The 16,183-nt window shown below is 64.2% G+C and carries 15 protein-coding genes, 1 tRNA gene and 1 pseudogene; 3 read left to right on the forward strand and 14 right to left on the reverse strand.

The genetic code is table 11. The annotated features are described in order from the left end of the window. Position 1 precedes the first annotated feature (1 nt). The 4 genes and pseudogenes from ACM6JT_RS11945 to ACM6JT_RS11960 form a co-directional block, all read right to left on the reverse strand. A pseudogene (locus ACM6JT_RS11945) lies at positions 2-142 on the reverse strand (integrase); the annotation flags it as partial. Between the two features lie 511 nt (positions 143-653). Continuing rightward, complete coding sequence (locus tag ACM6JT_RS11950; protein WP_349686936.1) at positions 654-1,304, reverse strand: hypothetical protein; 651 nt, start codon at positions 1,302-1,304, stop codon at positions 654-656. Further along, positions 1,301-1,843, reverse strand: coding sequence for a glycoside hydrolase family 19 protein (locus tag ACM6JT_RS11955; protein WP_349686935.1), 543 nt, complete (start codon positions 1,841-1,843; stop codon positions 1,301-1,303). The genes ACM6JT_RS11950 and ACM6JT_RS11955 overlap by 4 nt, the downstream gene beginning before the upstream one ends. Then, positions 1,840-2,226: a hypothetical protein gene (locus ACM6JT_RS11960; RefSeq protein ID WP_349686934.1), complete on the reverse strand. Its 387-nt coding sequence runs from the start codon at positions 2,224-2,226 to the stop codon at positions 1,840-1,842. Before ACM6JT_RS11960 ends, ACM6JT_RS11955 begins: the two co-directional genes overlap by 4 nt. 172 nt (positions 2,227-2,398) lie before the next feature. Here ACM6JT_RS11960 and ACM6JT_RS11965 point away from each other — a divergent pair, with 172 nt between their 5' ends. Together ACM6JT_RS11965 and ACM6JT_RS11970 are read left to right on the forward strand one after the other, a co-directional pair. Then, the gene (locus tag ACM6JT_RS11965; protein ID WP_414856538.1) at positions 2,399-2,680 is read left to right on the forward strand and encodes an XRE family transcriptional regulator; all 282 of its coding nucleotides are present in this window, start codon (positions 2,399-2,401) and stop codon (positions 2,678-2,680) included. Between the two features lie 2 nt (positions 2,681-2,682). Beyond that, complete coding sequence (locus ACM6JT_RS11970) at positions 2,683-3,408, forward strand: hypothetical protein (RefSeq protein WP_414856539.1); 726 nt, start codon at positions 2,683-2,685, stop codon at positions 3,406-3,408. 21 nt (positions 3,409-3,429) lie between these two features. Here the strand turns inward: ACM6JT_RS11970 and ACM6JT_RS11975 are convergent, their stop codons facing one another. From ACM6JT_RS11975 to ACM6JT_RS11985, 3 genes are all read right to left on the reverse strand, one after another. Next, complete coding sequence (locus ACM6JT_RS11975) at positions 3,430-3,837, reverse strand: tail fiber assembly protein (RefSeq protein WP_414856540.1); 408 nt, start codon at positions 3,835-3,837, stop codon at positions 3,430-3,432. Between the two features lie 70 nt (positions 3,838-3,907). Next, positions 3,908-4,915, reverse strand: a complete 1,008-nt coding sequence (locus tag ACM6JT_RS11980; protein ID WP_414856541.1) for a class I SAM-dependent methyltransferase — start codon at positions 4,913-4,915, stop codon at positions 3,908-3,910. 51 nt (positions 4,916-4,966) lie between these two features. Further along, positions 4,967-6,001, reverse strand: coding sequence for a hypothetical protein (locus tag ACM6JT_RS11985; RefSeq protein ID WP_414856542.1), 1,035 nt, complete (start codon positions 5,999-6,001; stop codon positions 4,967-4,969). A 207-nt stretch (positions 6,002-6,208) separates the two neighbouring features. On the opposite strand from ACM6JT_RS11985, the gene ACM6JT_RS11990 reads away from it, so the two are divergent. After that, complete coding sequence (locus ACM6JT_RS11990) at positions 6,209-6,847, forward strand: tyrosine-type recombinase/integrase (RefSeq protein ID WP_414856543.1); 639 nt, start codon at positions 6,209-6,211, stop codon at positions 6,845-6,847. A gap of 88 nt (positions 6,848-6,935) precedes the next feature. On the opposite strand, the gene ACM6JT_RS11995 is transcribed toward ACM6JT_RS11990, so the two are convergent. The 7 genes from ACM6JT_RS11995 to fdnG form a co-directional block, all read right to left on the reverse strand. Continuing rightward, positions 6,936-7,031, reverse strand: a tRNA-Sec gene (locus ACM6JT_RS11995). A 31-nt stretch (positions 7,032-7,062) separates the two neighbouring features. Further along, positions 7,063-8,988: a selenocysteine-specific translation elongation factor gene (selB, locus tag ACM6JT_RS12000; RefSeq protein WP_131949286.1), complete on the reverse strand. Its 1,926-nt coding sequence runs from the start codon at positions 8,986-8,988 to the stop codon at positions 7,063-7,065. Beyond that, positions 8,985-10,424, reverse strand: a complete 1,440-nt coding sequence (gene selA, locus ACM6JT_RS12005) for an L-seryl-tRNA(Sec) selenium transferase (RefSeq protein WP_034179964.1) — start codon at positions 10,422-10,424, stop codon at positions 8,985-8,987. The genes selB and selA overlap by 4 nt, the downstream gene beginning before the upstream one ends. A gap of 75 nt (positions 10,425-10,499) precedes the next feature. After that, entirely contained in the window at positions 10,500-11,435 is a 936-nt protein-coding gene (fdhE, locus tag ACM6JT_RS12010; protein WP_414856544.1) for a formate dehydrogenase accessory protein FdhE, read from the reverse strand. Between the two features lie 107 nt (positions 11,436-11,542). Continuing rightward, positions 11,543-12,169 (reverse strand): formate dehydrogenase subunit gamma, encoded by a 627-nt coding sequence (locus ACM6JT_RS12015; protein WP_059599523.1) that lies wholly within the window; start codon positions 12,167-12,169, stop codon positions 11,543-11,545. Further along, on the reverse strand, positions 12,166-13,080 hold the full coding sequence (fdxH, locus tag ACM6JT_RS12020) for a formate dehydrogenase subunit beta (protein WP_414856545.1): 915 nt from the start codon (positions 13,078-13,080) through the stop codon (positions 12,166-12,168). The genes ACM6JT_RS12015 and fdxH overlap by 4 nt, the downstream gene beginning before the upstream one ends. Positions 13,081-13,090: 10 nt before the next feature. Beyond that, positions 13,091-16,162, reverse strand: a complete 3,072-nt coding sequence (gene fdnG / locus ACM6JT_RS12025; RefSeq protein WP_414856546.1) for a formate dehydrogenase-N subunit alpha — start codon at positions 16,160-16,162, stop codon at positions 13,091-13,093. Positions 16,163-16,183: the final 21 nt, after the last annotated feature.

Genomic DNA, 16,183 nt, shown 5'->3' on the forward strand with positions numbered 1-16,183 from the left:
TCACATTGAACCGGAACACCCATGAACGCGCACCGCTGTCCGCGATCTGCATATAGAGACCGCCGCCATCCGCGTAATGACCCGGCGTCACCTCTTTCGCGACCCGCAGTGCGCTGAGCCGATGCAACTGTCGTCCAGCCATGTTGCCCTCCCTACCCACAAACCCACATCGCTACCCATACTTCGTGAGGAAATTGTGTGGGACGCCAGCGGTAGCCGCAAGCACGCCGTTACCCATAAACCGCTTTAAAATCAGCGGCCTAGAGGAAATCAGCGGAAGAAGTCGGAATAGCCCGGAAAGGCCATATGGCGGAAGGCAGCAGGAGTCGAACCTACCCGGGAGTGTCTGACACCCCCAACCGGATTTGAAGGCCGATTCCACTGTACGCAAGATCAGTTGACAGGCGGGAGACCCGCGTCGCGATGCGGGTTTTAGGATTCGTCAATGCTGTAAAAGCATACAGTGGCGATACGTGCGAAGGCAGAAAAATCCACCCCCCTCACCCGGCTGGACGCTCCGTCAAGCTCGTCCGCCAGTCACCTGTAAATCCAAAAGTTGGTGCGGGCTTCGGTTCAGAAATCCAGTCTATCCCTGGTTTGTCCATATAACCTCCGCCATGACGACGGAAGTCTAGGCGATCCGCGGGGTGCCGTCAGCGTGTCGTGGCAGCGCTCGCGCTGCCGGCCGGCGATGCCGAATCACCCACGCTCACGCTACCCGGTGACACGGCGAACTGCGTGATCGCTTGCGTCTGAGTGGACGCCTCCTTCGTCATGCCAAACCAGAAGCCGAGCACCTGCGATGACTCGCGCACGAAGTACATCACCAAGCCTCCGGCCGTAGCCGCAATCACCGGGTCTCGCAGCGTTCCGTCGGCGACGCCGAGCAGCACAAGCAGCACGATCGCGATCGTCGCAGCAATGATGACGACACTCAGCAGCGGTCGCATCCAATCCCGCGGCTGTTTTGCCGCGAGCTGGCGAGCACTGTCGCGATCTGCGGCCTCGGACGCGTAGATCGACTGTTGGTAAGCGAGCTGCGCCTGTTCACGCTGTGCGACGATCTGCGCGAGATCACGCTCGTGATCCATCTCAGCCTGCTTCAGCTTCACGATCGCATCGGGGTTGCTCGCGAGCGCCGTCATGATGCTGTCCGGCGTCGGGTCAGTGCCGAGCGCCTTCGCAATCACCGAAGCGGCGAGGCCGACGCCAGCCCCTACGACCGTTCCCACACCCGGGACAGCGTTCCCGAGGATCGGCGCGAACTTCGAGACTGCCGCTGCAACATCGCCCCATGTGCTCATGCTGTCACTCCCATTGCTGATTTTGCGGAATTCCACAAGGCGAGACGGTCATCCTGCCCGTTCAGGCCGCCGTTGATCCGACGCGTAATGGCTTCGAAATCGCCCGCATCCGCGAGCGCGTTCAGGTTGTGCGAGTTCCAGAACCATGCTGCGGACAACGCTGCTGCGCTCGGCTGCTCGAGCAGTTCAGGCTGGTCGAGCAGTGGAAGCGCCAACGCGGCCGCCGCACTCTGGTAGTTGGCGCGGCCTGTGACCTGAATGAGCCCTCGCCCGCGGTACCGAAACCCGTCTCCGGGCTGCGTATTGCCGAGATCGATGCGCCCCTCATAGCGCTGCTGCGCGGACGTCGGCCCCCATAGCTCACGGGTATAGACCAAGCGCCCCGACTCGTGGCCGACCTGCGCCAGGAATGCAGCCTGGCGCAGGTCCGAGTCGATCGCGTAGAGCGCCATTGCGGCCGATAACGGATCGGCCCATACGGTCGCGCGGGCGAGCGGAATCTGGAGCGCGCTCGCAAGAACTTGTGGTGTCATGCTCATCCCAAGAGAAGTTTCACGACCGCATTTGCCCAATCGGGAATGGGCTCGTGTCGCATGTAGCGAAAGACGATCACACCGATCGTGCCGAACGCGACCGTCGGGCCGGCAACATTCCGAATCAGAAAGCGCCATGCATCGGCAAGCCGACACAGCGCGCGCACGACACGCGCGCCCCCTTCCCATGTGTCGACCATGGATTGCGTGTTCGTCTGGATCTTCGACACCGAGGCCACGATCGCATCGATCTTTTCGTCCTGACGCTGAAGGTGTTCTTTTGTCGCCGCAGCGTTTTCATCGAGGCGCTGCTCAAGTTTTGAGAAGCGCCGCTCCCCCGCACGAAACCGTTCCTCGACGCGCGTGCGCGTCGATGCGTTGTCGGTCATTCATTCCCCCGGAAATGAAAAGCCGCCCGTAGGCGGCGATGAATAGTTCTTGACCAAAAGCCCCTTGGGGGCTAAATTGAGGGTGTTGGGTAGCGCGATGCGCAGCCCGCCACCTCCGAAAGGACGACCATGAAGACCACACTCTGCACGCGCGTTTCGCGCGCTTTTCGGCATGCCAATCCGCTACACGCCGCCCACACCGCAAGACCTTCGCAACCTGAAGGACCGGCTCGGATATACGGGCGAGCAGATGGCCGACCTGTTCGGACTGGCCGGCAACAATCAATGGCGCAAGTACACGGGTGGGCACGATCCACGCCCGATGAGCTTGCCTATGCTTTTCCTTGCCGGCGCTATGCTGAACACGGAGGCCAAGGTCAGCGAGGTCTTCGACTGGTGCAGGAAGGTCGGCGCACGAATCGACCTGGAGCGCGATGGAGAGTCGCAGCCGTAGCAATGGTGCTCGGCTGCGCGGCAGCCACGCAGGCGCGCGCGGAATCGTGGTTCGAATTCGAGGCGGGCGTAGGAGCATCGTCCTACACCCGCCAAGGCCCGGGCATCTACTACAGCCCCGGCTTCCCCTATAGCGCCCCGACCACTGCGCCCGCATTCCGCGTCGGCCTGGTCGCAACGCCAATCGAAGCCGCCCCGCATTCGTGGAAGCCGGGCTTGCGCCTGCATGCCACCTACATCAACTTCGGACGCATCTCATGGAGCGCCCAGTCTCCGCAGGACGCGACCGACTTCGCCGAGCGCGGGCTCGTTGGCGGCTACGAGCCGTCGATCAAGGGGTGCCTCAATAACAACTGCGGCCAGATGAGTGACTTCCAGTCGTATGGCCGCATCCAAGCACTCGCGTTGACTGTCGAACCGTACTGGGCGCTGAGTGGTGGGTGGACCTTCGGCCTCGAGGCCGGGCCGGCGCTATATCGCACCACGTGGACGACGCATGCGACTGTCGAAACGCCCGGCTGGAAGCTCGGCGCTCCGGGCACGATGCATCTGCTTTCGACCTCGCCCTCGCTGCGCATTGGCGTTCTCACCGGAGCGTCGATCAGCAAGGGACCGTTCAGCCTTCGATACAACTACATCTTCGCGCCACGGCCGGGCGGATCTGCTGACAACGAGCAAGTGCCCGGCGTGAAAGGTGCGCATTTGGTAACGCTGAACTACACGTTCTAGAGCAGCGATGGCGAGGAAGCATTACGCGCCAGTCGTAGGCACGGACGGCCAGGCAACAACGGCGGGGAATCCGTTCTGAGATGGGATGTCGCGGAGCGCTTGACGATAGACCTTCCAGGCATCCCACTGGTCGGCAGAGAGCGTTCCCGCATCGAGCTGCCGGATTGCAATCCAGTCACATGCAGCGAGCGCTCCATTACGCTTCGCCCTGACAACGCCGGCCGTTTGAGGCGCGCCGGCGGGATATTGCACCAGTAGCACGTCGGCCAAGCTGTCGATCGTATCAATCTTGGTCGGGTTGCCGCCTTCGTCAAGCCACGCCAAGTAGTCCTCATCAGTCATTGAGACGAATTTTGCACGCCGACTCGACCATACCTGAGATTCGTCATCTCCGACAATCCAGTACCAATTGGTGACGTCAAAAAACATAGCCTCTCCTAGAACCTTCCAACAATGAAAAAAGCCGCACGAAGCGGCTTTCTCGGACTATAAGGGTCTACTATTGCGGCACGAATGCGGCGCCACCGTGATCGTGAGAGCCCCCGGTCGCACCAGGAAACGTGCCATTCATGCCATGACGCTGGAGCCGGCCAATTTCTTCCTTCAATCGCTGGTTCTCGCTCCGCAGCGATTCGAGTTCGCGGCCGGCCGCACCGACGAGTGCATGCGCCTTGGATACCTCGTCAGTAGCCTGCAGATTCATTCGTTGGATCGCCACGACCTCGCGATGCATATCGTCCACACGCTTCCGCAGCCCGGCTTGGCCGCTGCGATCGTAGTACGGATGCTCGTTAAAAACGTCAACAGTAAATCCGAAGAATTCGACAGAGCGCTTCGATAGTGCCATCGGGAAGGATGCGCGCAGATTCGAAGCATATGCTGCCGCCTCTGTTTGCCCAGTCGTCAGATACAGTTTGTTCGCAGACATAGCGAACGGGACCAGAGTGCCGCCCTCACCGAAGTACTTGACCAATCCGGTAATGACTCCCGTCCAGTCCGGATTCAGGATGTCGTCGAGCACGACGATTCCTCCACCGACGATTTGCTTCTCGGACAAGTGCAGGTCGCTGCATGTGATGGGGCCGGTATGACCACCATCAACCGAGATCATCCGGAACGATGTCGACATGAAGCCTGTACCCTCAAGCTCCAAACTGGAAGCTTGGATTACAACGATCTTCGCGTGCGGCGCGAACTTGCGGACGTTATCTTCGAAGATCACCCGATCACCTTTGCCGGATCGATCGACATTCTTGTCCTGGTCGTCGAAAATGTCGACGGCATATGCAGCTTCGTCGGGCGCGACCAAATTGGCCAGCAGAATGAACAGCTTGCCGTGGTGCACGCCGATCTCCGCGACGTTACCACTTAGCCCGAGCCGCAGCTGATGCGCTGATAGGTGCGCGACGATTGAGGCCGAACACGGCGTCAACCATCCCTGAACCTCTGCCATACCATGCTCAAGATAGCGGGAAGCGCCATCCAGAAACACCACTCTCGTTTGCATCCTTGTGCTCCCCCGAATCGTTCCCGGTTTGATCGTGGGGAGTATAAATCATCAGATATAAATACCGCCGGTGTTTGTGGTCCCAGCAGCACTCCCGGGGAAGTAGTTCGCGCCCCCGCTATTGGAGTTCACCATGCTGTTCGATTGCGAAATATACCTGGTCCCAGTTGCGGAACCGCTGAATGTGACGCCGCCTGCGTTGATCTGCGCCAAACCGTTCGCTTGCGCGAATGCCGTGCTGAATGCGGGAGTTCCGGACAGCGTGACAGTTACCCCTGAGTTGATCCCCAGCGATCCAGTATTAGCCGCGTTGCAGTGCGATCCGCTAGAACCTGACACCGTATAATTTCCGGTTACCTGAACTTGACCGTACGCATTGGCAAGAAGATGCGACCCCGCGGATGTGCCGTGCGTCACACCTGCACCTTGAACCAGGATCGAGCCAGCCCCGCTCGATTGAGCAGTCGATGCACCGGTATTGCTGTTGATAAGCGTCCACGGCCCCGAATACGTATACTGAGCACCTCCGGTCGCATAGAAGCAGGCCGTGAGGATCGTGTTCGTTATGGTTGCGGCGCCCGTAGCGACGAACTGAATCGAGGATGCTGAGATGCTACCTACGACGGCCCCAATCCCTGCCACTGGCGCGTAGCTCCCTGCCGCGACGTTTACCGTCGCAACGAAGCCAGCAAGGTCATAATTTTGCTGGATGACGCTCCATGCCTTCTGCAAGGTAGCCCACGCCGTCCCTGACGTCAGGCCATTGTTGCTGTCGCTCCCCGTCGACGCGTTGACGTAGAAGTTTGTGTTCGCAGTGAGCCGAACCCGTGTCGCGCCCTGATAGCCCGACCGTACGAGCGAAGTGATAGCCGTAAGGACTTGGTTGTAGCTCGTCTTCGATCGCGTCATGCCGGCGGCCGTGAGAATCGAACAGAACTCCTCCTGGAGCATGTTCAACCACGACGCGCGCACCTTGGTTGCTGGCGTACCGGTCGCCGGATTGCCTTCCGTAAAATACCCCTCGGTCCCGGCTGCCTCGGGTGTCGGCAGCGAAGTGGCTGCGGTTGCGTCATCGATACGATACATACGACCTCTTTATGCGTAAGCGAATATCAGAATGGTGTGAGCCGGCATGATCGACTTCAGCTCACACTCGAGAACAGCATTGCCCCACGATGTCAGCGGGTCGCCGGCCGCCATCGCGCCTGCCAGCGCGTACACCACCGTGTTGAGCGGCGCATTAACCTGCCAAGCGAAGCACCACGCAGTCCCATTGCACGGATCGCCGGATACATGCGCGCTAAGGTTGACCGCCAAGGGCGCCCCAAGAAGCCAAGCTCCGATGGAACGATACACAACACGCTAGGCTACCTTCGGGCGGCGATCAAATATGCTCACAAGATCGGGAAGATCGAATACGACCAGACGGCAAAAATGGTCATCCCGAAGCAGAGCGACGAGCGCCACGTCTACAAGGGGCGCCGCGAAATGTTGGAAATCGCGAAAGCTTGCTCGCATCGACAAACACGAGCCGCCATCCGAACCGCGTTCTACTCCGGGATGCGGATGAGCGAAATCCTGCGCGCGGTCCCGACCAAGGACGGGTTCTCTCTCGGCACGACGAAAAATGGCCGACCGCGGCTAATTCCGATTCATCCACGGATCGCCGTTATTGCCCGGAGCATGAAGTTTACCGAGCCGGCGTGGAAGATCAAAGACGAGTGGATCAAGGCTCGACGGAAGTCGGGGTACCTGGGGATGCGGTTTCACGACCTCCGCCATAGCGCTGCATCGGAAATGATCAACGCCGGAATCGACCTCTATACGGTCGCCGGGGTGCTGGGGCACAAGACGACGACGTCGACCAAGCGGTACGCTCACTTGGTGACTGATCGGCTCGCGGAAGCCGTCAAGAAGATCGGGCGATCCTGACCCGGTTACACGAATCGGGCAGAAAAACCCACACCGCCAGGCGTTTCGAGGCTCCGATTGGAGCGCATCGAAACGCCTGAAACCCTTGTGGCGGAAGGCAGCAGGAGTCGAACCTACCCGGGAGTGTCTGACACCCCCAACCGGATTTGAAGCCCGGCCGTACCACCGGATACGAATGCCTTCCTCGGGGAAACAACCCAAAGAACAACGAGCGCCTACGCCTGAATACCCACCCAACCGCTGTCAGGCCGCAGGAAGTGAAGATCGCGGCGGAAGCGAGTATACCCAACCCGATCGAAGAACTCGAGAATCTGGATCGCACGTTTGCGGCCCAGCCCCGTCGCGTCGCGAAACGTCGCGGCATCGAGCCCGCCGCCGCTCGAAGGCGCGAGGTGCGCGACCAGTTCCGTCAGCTCGCGTACGACATCCGCGTGATAGAACAGGTCGCGCACGACCTGGTGCACGTCGCCGCGCCGCGCGAGCTTGCGCAGCAGCGTGCGCACCGCGTCCTCGGCCGCGCCCGTGTCGCGGGCCAGGTCGCGCACCCACGGCGGATCGAAGCGGCCCGCATGAATCAGCGGCAGCAGTTGCCGCGCCAGCGCTTCCTCGCGCGAATCGAGGCTCACCGAATGCGACGGCAGATGCAGCCACGGCCCGCTTCGCGCGACTTCGCCGCCGGACACCAGCGCATCGACGAGCGCACGCCACAACGCATCGCCGGCAAGCGGCGCAGCCATCCGCCGCAGGCGCGCGGCGTCGAGCCCCTGTTCGTCGGGCATGCGCTCGTGATACGCGCGCAGCGTCTCGATCGCCCGCGTCTGCAGCGCGCGCCAGTGCGCATGCGAAATCACCGCGCCGTCGTTCGACGCGGCATCGCGTTGCCCGATCGCGTGCGCGTCGTCCGGCAATGCGAGCGCATCCGGCGCGAAACCGGTGAGGTGCGTGAGCATCGCGCGCGGGATGCCGAGCGGCGCCTGCGCGAGCAGCGCATCGAGGCGCCCTTCGTCGAGCCACTCGGCAAGCGCATCGAGCCACGCGCGGCGCGCGGGCGTGCGGCGCTTGCGCGCCGGCCCGAACGGATCGAGCACACGACCGCCGCCGACGGTGCGGGTCGCCTGCGGATTGCGGACGATGAACCGGTCGCCCGGCAGCGCGAACACCGGTTCGTCGAATACCAGTTGCACGCGCATCCGCTGGCCGGCCGCGAGCGTATCGCCGTCGAGCAGCGCGACATGCGCGACGCGATGCAGCGTGCCGAGATGCACGTGCAGCGGCGCCCAGTGCGTCAGCGTCAGCCCCGCGTCCGCGAGCAGCGTCAGCTCGACGTCCACGCGCGGCGACGTCGCGGCGAGCCGCGCATCGGCGACGGTATCGCCGCGCTCGACGTCGGCCTTGTCGACGCCGGCCAGGTTCAGTGCGCAACGCTCGCCCGCGCGGCCGGCCTGGACCGGCCGGTTCTGCGCATGGATGCTGCGCACGCGCGCCGCGCCGCCCGTGCGCACGATCGCGAGCGTGTCGCCCGTCGCGACGCGGCCCGCGAACGCGGTGCCCGTCACGACGGTCCCCTGCCCCGCGAGCGTAAACACGCGATCGACCGCGAGCCGGAACAGGCCGTCGTCGCGGCGCGCACGCCACGCGATCGCCGCGTCGGCCAGGTGACGCTTCAACGCGGCGACGCCCGGATCGTCCACGGCCGTCGCACGGGTTTCGAAGATCGGCGCGCCGGCCAGCGTCGAGTCGTGCAGCCATGCGGCGATCTCGTCGCGCACCTGGGCGACGCGCGCGGCGTCGACACGATCGCACTTCGTCAGCGCGACCGCGCCGTGCGTGACGCCGAGCAACTGCAGGATCGCGAGATGCTCGCGCGTCTGCGGCATCACGCCGTCGTCGGCGGCGATCACGAGCAGCGCGAAGTCGATCCCGCACGCGCCGGCCGCCATCGTATGGATCAGCTTCTCGTGGCCCGGCACGTCGATCAGGCCGAGCACGTCGCCGTTCTCGAGCGGCGTATACGCGTAGCCGAGCTCGATCGAGATGCCGCGTGCCTTCTCTTCCTTCAGCCGGTCGGTATCGACGCCCGTCAGCGCCCGCGCGAGCGTCGTCTTGCCGTGATCGATGTGTCCCGCGGTACCGACGATCATGCAGCGGGCTCCGCGGGCGGCACGCATTGCGCGACGAATGCCGCTTCGTCGGCGGCTTCGAGGCAGCGCAGGTCGAGCCGCAGCGCGTTGTCGGCGATGCGGCCGATCACCGGGCGCGGCCATTCGCGCAGCCGCTTCTCGAGCTGCGCAAGCGCGCGGCCGCTGCGCTTGCCGTCCGGCGTGCGCACGACGAGCCCGGCGCTCGGCAGCTGGTCGACCGGCAGCGCGCCGCTGCCGATCTGGCTGAACATCGGTTCGACCGTCACGTCGAAACCGTTGCCGAGCGCGGCCTGCAGCGCCGGGCGCACGCGTTCGGCAGCCTCGGCGATCTCGCGCTGCGGACGCGTCAGCAGGCGCAAAGTCGTGAGCCGGTCGCGCAGGAATTCGGGTGCCTGATAGAGACGCAGCACGGGCTCGAGCGCCGCGAGCGTCAGCTTGCCGACGCGCAGCGCGCGCTTGAGCGGATGCTTCTTGATCTTCGCGACCAGTGCACGATCGCCGACGATCAGGCCGGCCTGCGGCCCGCCGAGCAGCTTGTCGCCGCTGAAGGTGACAACGTTTGCGCCGTCGGCGACGGTTTCCTGCACGGTCGTCTCGTGCGGCAGCCCCCATAACGACAGGTCGGCGAGCGTGCCGCTGCCGAGATCGACGGCGACCGGCAGCCCGTGCTCGCGCGCGAGCGGCGCGAGTTCGGCGAGCGTCGCCTCCTTCGTGAAGCCGCTGATCGCATAGTTGCTGCAGTGCACCTTCATCAGCAGCGCGGTGCGTGGGCCGATCGCGTCCGCGTAGTCGCGCAGATGGGTGCGGTTGGTCGTGCCGACCTCGCGCAACCTGGCGCCAGCGCGACTCATGATGTCGGGAATCCGGAAGGCGCCGCCGATCTCGACCAGCTCGCCGCGCGATACGACGACTTCGCGCTTCGTCGCGAGCGCCGACAGCGTCAGCAGCACGGCCGCCGCATTGTTGTTGACGACGGTCGCCGCTTCCGCGCCCGTCAGTTCGCACAACAGATCGTCGATCAGGTCGTCGCGATCGCCGCGACGGCCCGTGGCGAGATCGAATTCGAGGTTGACGGGCCGCGTCAGCACGTCGATCACCGCGCGCACCGCTTCGTCGGGCAGCAGCGCGCGCCCGAGGTTCGTATGCAGCACGGTGCCGGTCAGGTTGAACACCGCGCGCACGGCACCGGCGCTCTGTGCGGCCAGCATGCGCGCGACGGCCGCGGCGATGCGCGGCTCGTCGAGCGGCTCGGCCGCCGCCGGATCGTGCTGCGCGGCGGTACGCCAGCGTTCGAGTTCGGCGCGCACGGCATTCAGCACGCGCGTGCGGCCATGGTCGGCAAGCAGCGGTTGCAGCGGTGCCGACGACAGCACGCGCTCGACCGACGGCACGCGCGCCAGCACCGCATTCAGTTCATTCACACCCGGTTCGGTCACGTAGTAGTGGCTCCAGTCTCATGCTTCGCAGTCGGCCGGGGCCGGCGCTCGCGCACCGCCCCCGGCCCCGTGCCGTCAATCCGCTTCCCGCGACACGTCCGGCCACAGCAGCGGGTTCGGCGAACTGCGCTGGTATCCGGCCTCGTTCATCAGCAGGTCGAGCGTGAGACTCGCGAGATCGTCCGCCAGCGGCTCGAATTCGTAGTCCTTCTCCTGGTAGCCGATCTTGCGATAGGTCTTGCACTCGTCGCACGATTCGGCCTTGACGGCTTCGCTGCCGCCCTCGATCCCGTGGTATGCGATGCCCTTCGTCGAATCGCAGTGCGAGCACTTGGTGCGCACCATGTGCCACTCGGTCGTGCACAGCCCGCATTGCAGGAAACGGTAGCCCTGGAACTGGCCGCCGACCCGCACGACGCTCGCGACCGGGTGCGAGCCGCACACCGGGCACAGCCCCGGCTGGTCGAGATATGGAACGTCGGCCGGCGTCACGCGGCTGGCGAGATCGGTCCACACGACCTGCAGCGCGGCCATCAGGAACGGCGCGGTGGCCGGGTCGACCTCGGCGAAACGCAGCGCGAGGATCGCGTCGGCCTGCGCGTCGAGTTCGGCGGGCGCCATCAGGCGCAGCCGGTCGAGCAGCTTCGCGAGCGACGGATTGACGAGCCCGGCGCCTTCGACGCGATCGAGCAGTTCGTACAGCACGGCGCGCCAGCGCGGATCGCGCTCGCCGTCGAGCGCCGGCACGAGCGGCATCGAATGCTGCTGCGCACGCGCGATCGCTTCCTTCGACGGCAGCGGCAGCTCCAGCGTCTGCAATGTCGCGTGCTGCGCATCGGCGACGGTGGCCATCAGCCGCAGGTAGCCGCTGATCGGGTTCAGGTCGGCAAGCTTGCGCAGCCGCGCGGCGCGCGCCGCAAACGCGGTGGCGCGCTCCGGCAGGCGCAAGCGCGGAATGGCCGAATGATCGAGTGCCGAGATCTCGGTCGGTTCGAGAATGCGTTGTGTCACAGAAATGTATTCCAAATAAACAAGCGCCGACGGATCGGCGCTTCGGGCAGTTCCGACGGCTGACGGAGCGGCCCGCCGCGATCGGCGAACCGCCCCGCTCCGGTGCGTTATTTCACGCTTTCACGGAACCACTTCGGGTGGTGCTTGCGGGCCCAGCCCAGCGTGACGGTGCCACGCACCATCGCGCCGATCGAGCCCTTCACCCACAACGCCGCGTAAATGTGCACGATGATGCTCGCGATCAGCACGAAGGCCGCCACGGCATGCACGACAGCGGCCGCGCGGATCACCCCGATCGGGAAGTAGAACGAGAAGTAGCGCCGCCAGATCACGATCCCCGACAGCAGGAGCAACAGCAGGCATGCCACCAACGTAAAGAATAGCAGCTTCTGCCCGGCGTTATAGCGCCCGACGGGCGGCAGCTTGTCTTCCTGGTTGGTCAGCACGTCGCCGATCTGCTTCAGCCACTGCCGGTCGTCCGCGTCGAGCGCGTTGTGGTGCCAGAAGCGCACGACCAGGATCGCGAACGACACGAACATCACGAGGCCGACGAACGGATGCAGGATCCGCGTCCACTGGCCGCCGCCGAACAGCGCGGTCAGCCAGAACATCGACGGATGAAACAGCGCGAGCCCGGACAGCGCGAGCAGCACGAACGTGATCGCGGTGATCCAGTGATTCGTACGCTCGTTCGCCGAGTAGCGGACGATCAGGTTGGGGTCGTCGTGCTTCATTTCGCGTCCTCCTTGATGCGTCGCGCCTCGTCGCGCGCGGCCGATTCCTCGTCGTCGCTCACCTCGTTCGGACCGACCTGGACATAGTGGAAGAACCCGGCAAGCGCCGTCAGCGCGATGCCGGCGACCGCGAGCGGCTTCGCGATGCCCTTCCACAGCTTCACCATCGGGCTGATCGACGGGTTGTCGGGCAGCCCGTGGTACAGCGACGGTTTGTCGGCGTGGTGCAGCACGTACATCACGTGCGTGCCGCCGACGCCCTGCGGGTCGTACAGCCCCGCATGCTCGAAGCCGCGCTCCTTCAGGTCCTCGATCCGCTCGGCCGCGTGCTGCTTCATGTCCTCCTTGGTACCGAACACGATCGCGCCCGTCGGGCAGGTCTTCACGCAGGCCGGTTCCTGGCCGACCGCGACGCGGTCGGAACAGAGCGTGCACTTGTACGCGCGATGATCCTTCTTCGAGATCCGCGGAACGTTGAACGGGCAGCCGGTCACGCAATAGCCGCAACCGATGCAGTTCTCCTCGTGGAAATCGACGATCCCGTTGTTGTACTGCACGATCGCACCCGGCGACGGACACGCCTTCAGGCAGCCCGGATCCTCGCAGTGCATGCAGCCGTCCTTGCGGATCAGCCATTCGAGGTCGCCTGCCGGGTTCTCGTATTCGGAGAACCGCATCACGGTCCACGAGTGCTCGGTCAGGTCGGCCGGGTTGTCGTACACGCCGACGTTGGTGCCGACCTCGTCGCGCAGGTCGTTCCACTCCATGCACGCCGTCTGGCATGCCTTGCAGCCGATGCACTTCGATACGTCGATCAGCTTCGCGACGCTCCCGGTCACCGGTTCGCGCACCGTGGGCGGTGGCGTCGTGGTGGCCGAGACGCGCTTGATATCCAGCGATTGCAATGCCATCTCTTTCCCCTTACGCCTTTTCGACCTTCACCAGGAACGACTTGAATTCCGGTGTGTACGAGTTGCCGTCACCCACGGACGGAGTCAGGGTATTGGCGAGATAGCCGGGCTTCGTCAGACCCTTGAAGCCCCAGTGCAACGGGATGCCGACCGTCTGGACCTTCTTGCCGTCGACCGTCAGCGGCTTGATCCGCTTCGTGACGAGTGCGACCGCGATGATGTAGCCGCGCTTGGACGACACCTTCACGCGTTCGCCGTGCGCGACGCCGACTTCCTTCGCGAGGTCTTCGCCGATCTCGACGAATTGCTCGGGCTGGATGATCGAGTTCAGCCGCGCATGCTTGGTCCAGTAGTGGAAGTGCTCGGTCAGGCGGTAAGTCGTCGCGGCGTGCGGGAACTCTGGTGCCTTGCCGAACGACGCGCGGTCGTCCGGGAACACGCGGGCGGCCGGGTTGTTCAGCGCCTGCGGGTTGTTCGGGTGCAGCGGGTTCGTGCCGATCGGCGTCTCGAACGGCTCGTAGTGCTCGGGGAACGGACCTTCGTTCATCCCCGCGCGCGCGAAGAAGCGCGCGACGCCTTCCGGGTTCATGATGAACGGCCCCATCCCGTTCTCGGGCGGCTCGTCCGCCTTGAAGTCCGGAATGTCGGGGCCCGCCCACGCCTTGCCGTTCCAGCCGATCAGCTTGCGGGTCGGATCGAACGGCTTGCCGTTCACGTCGCACGATGCGCGGTTGTACAGGATCCGCCGGTTCGCCGGCCACGCCCACGCCCAGTTCAGCGTCTGGCCGATGCCGGTCGGATCCGAGTTGTCGCGCCGCCCCATCTGGTTGCCGGCCTGCGTCCATGCGCCGCAGAAGATCCAGCAGCCGCTCGCGGTCGTGCCGTCGTCCTTCAGTTGCGCGAACGCGGCGAGCTGCTCGCCCTTCTTCACGAGCGTCTTGGTCGGATCCTTCGGGTCGGGCAAGTCGGCGAGCGCCTTGCCGTTGAACTCCATCGCGAGCTCTTCCGGCGTCGGGCTTGCCGGATTCGCATACGGCCAGGTCAGGTTCACGATCGGGTCCGGATACTTGCCGCCGTCTGCCTGATACATCTTGCGCATGCGCAGGAACAGCCCCGACATGATCTCGAGATCGCTCTTCGCGTCGCCCGGCGGCTCCGCGCCCTTCCAGTGCCATTGCAGCACGCGGCTCGAACTGACGAGCGAGCCGTTTTCCTCCGCAAAGCACGTGGTCGGCAGACGGAACACCTCGGTCTGGATCTTCGACGCATCGACGTCGTTGTAGTCGCCGTGATGCTTCCAGAACTCGGACGTCTCGGTCGCGAGCGGATCCATGATGACGAGCCACTTCAGCTTCGCGAGCCCTGCGGCCGTCTTCACCTTCGACGGCGCCGCCGCGAGCGGGTTGAAGCCCTGGCAGATGTAGCCGTTCATCTTGCCGGCATTCATCAGCTCGATCGCCTGCAGCAGGTCGTACTGCTTGTCCAGCTTCGGCAGGTAGTCGTAGCCCCAGTTGTTCTCGGCGGTCGCCGCATCGCCCCACCACGACTTCATGAAGCTGACGTGGAACGCCTTGTAGTTCTTCCAGTAGCTCAACTGGTTCGGCCGCAGCGGCAGCTGCGTGCGCTTCTTGATGTAGCCCTCGAAGTCCTGCTCGGACTGCATCGGCAGCGTCATGTAGCCCGGCAGCAGGTTCGACATCAGCCCGAGGTCGGTCAGCCCCTGGATGTTCGAGTGGCCGCGCAGCGCGTTCATCCCGCCGCCGGCGATGCCGATGTTGCCGAGCAGCAGCTGCACCATCGCGCCGGTGCGGATCATCTGCGCGCCGACCGAGTGGTGGGTCCAGCCGAGCGCGTACAGGATCGTGCCGGCGCGGCCTGGCACGGCCGTCGTCGCGAGCATCTCGCACACCTTCAGGAACTTCTCCTTCGGCGTGCCGCAGGTCTGCGCAACCATGTCCGGCGTATAGCGCGCGTAGTGCTGCTTCAGCAGGTTGTACACGCAGCGCGGATGCTGCAGCGTCGGGTCGACCTTCGCGAATCCGTCGTCGCCGCGCTCGTAGTCCCAGCTCGATTTGTCGGGGTACGCGTGCTTCTCTGCGTCATAGCCGGAATAGATGCCGTCGTTGAACGCGAAATCCTCGCGCACGATGAACGTGAAGTCCGTGTAGTTCTTCACATACTCATGCTGGATCTTGTCGTTCGTCAGCAGATAGTTGATGACGCCGCCCAGGAAGACGATGTCGGTGCCGGTGCGAATCGGCGCGTAGTAATCGGCCACCGAGGCCGTACGCGTGAAGCGCGGGTCGACGACGATCAGCCGCGCCTTGCGGTGCGCCTTCGCCTCCGTTACCCACTTGAAACCGCACGGATGGGCCTCGGCTGCATTGCCGCCCATCACGAGAATCACGTCCGCGTTCTTGATGTCGACCCAATGGTTCGTCATCGCTCCACGGCCAAACGTCGGGGCAAGACCTGCCACCGTCGGGCCATGTCAGACACGCGCCTGATTGTCGAATGCGAGCATTCCCAGACTACGGATAGTCTTGTGCGTCAGGTAGCCGACCTCGTTGCTGCCCGCCGACGCGGCCAGCATGCCGGTCGTGAGCCAGCGGTTGACCTTCGCGCCGTCTTCCGTCGTCTCGACGAAGTTCGCGTCGCGGTCGGCCTTCATCAGCTTCGCGATCCGGTCGAGCGCGTCGTTCCACGAGATGGGTTCCCACTTGTCCGAGCCGGGCGCCCGGTATTCGGGGTGCGTCAGGCGGTTCGGGCTGTGGATGAAGTCGATCAGGCTCGCGCCCTTCGGGCACAGCGTGCCGCGATTGACGGGATGGTCGGGATCTCCCTCGATATGGATGATGCTCGGCTGCGCATTCTTCGCGCCGTCTCCGAGGCTGTACATGAGGATGCCGCAACCCACTGAGCAGTAAGGACAGGTGTTGCGCGTTTCGACGGTGCGCGCCAGCTTGTACTGTCGGACTTCGGCAAGCGCTTCGGATGGAGAAAAGCCCATCAGGGCAAGACTCGATCCGGCAAGCGACGTGGCCGTCACCTTCAGGAACTGGCGCCGGGACATTTGTAGCATGGTGGTCTCGGCGTTATTGTG

Origin of the sequence: Burkholderia sp. IT-111MI5 (genome assembly GCF_949752865.1) — a bacterium.
Lineage (GTDB): Bacteria > Pseudomonadota > Gammaproteobacteria > Burkholderiales > Burkholderiaceae > Burkholderia > Burkholderia pyrrocinia_C.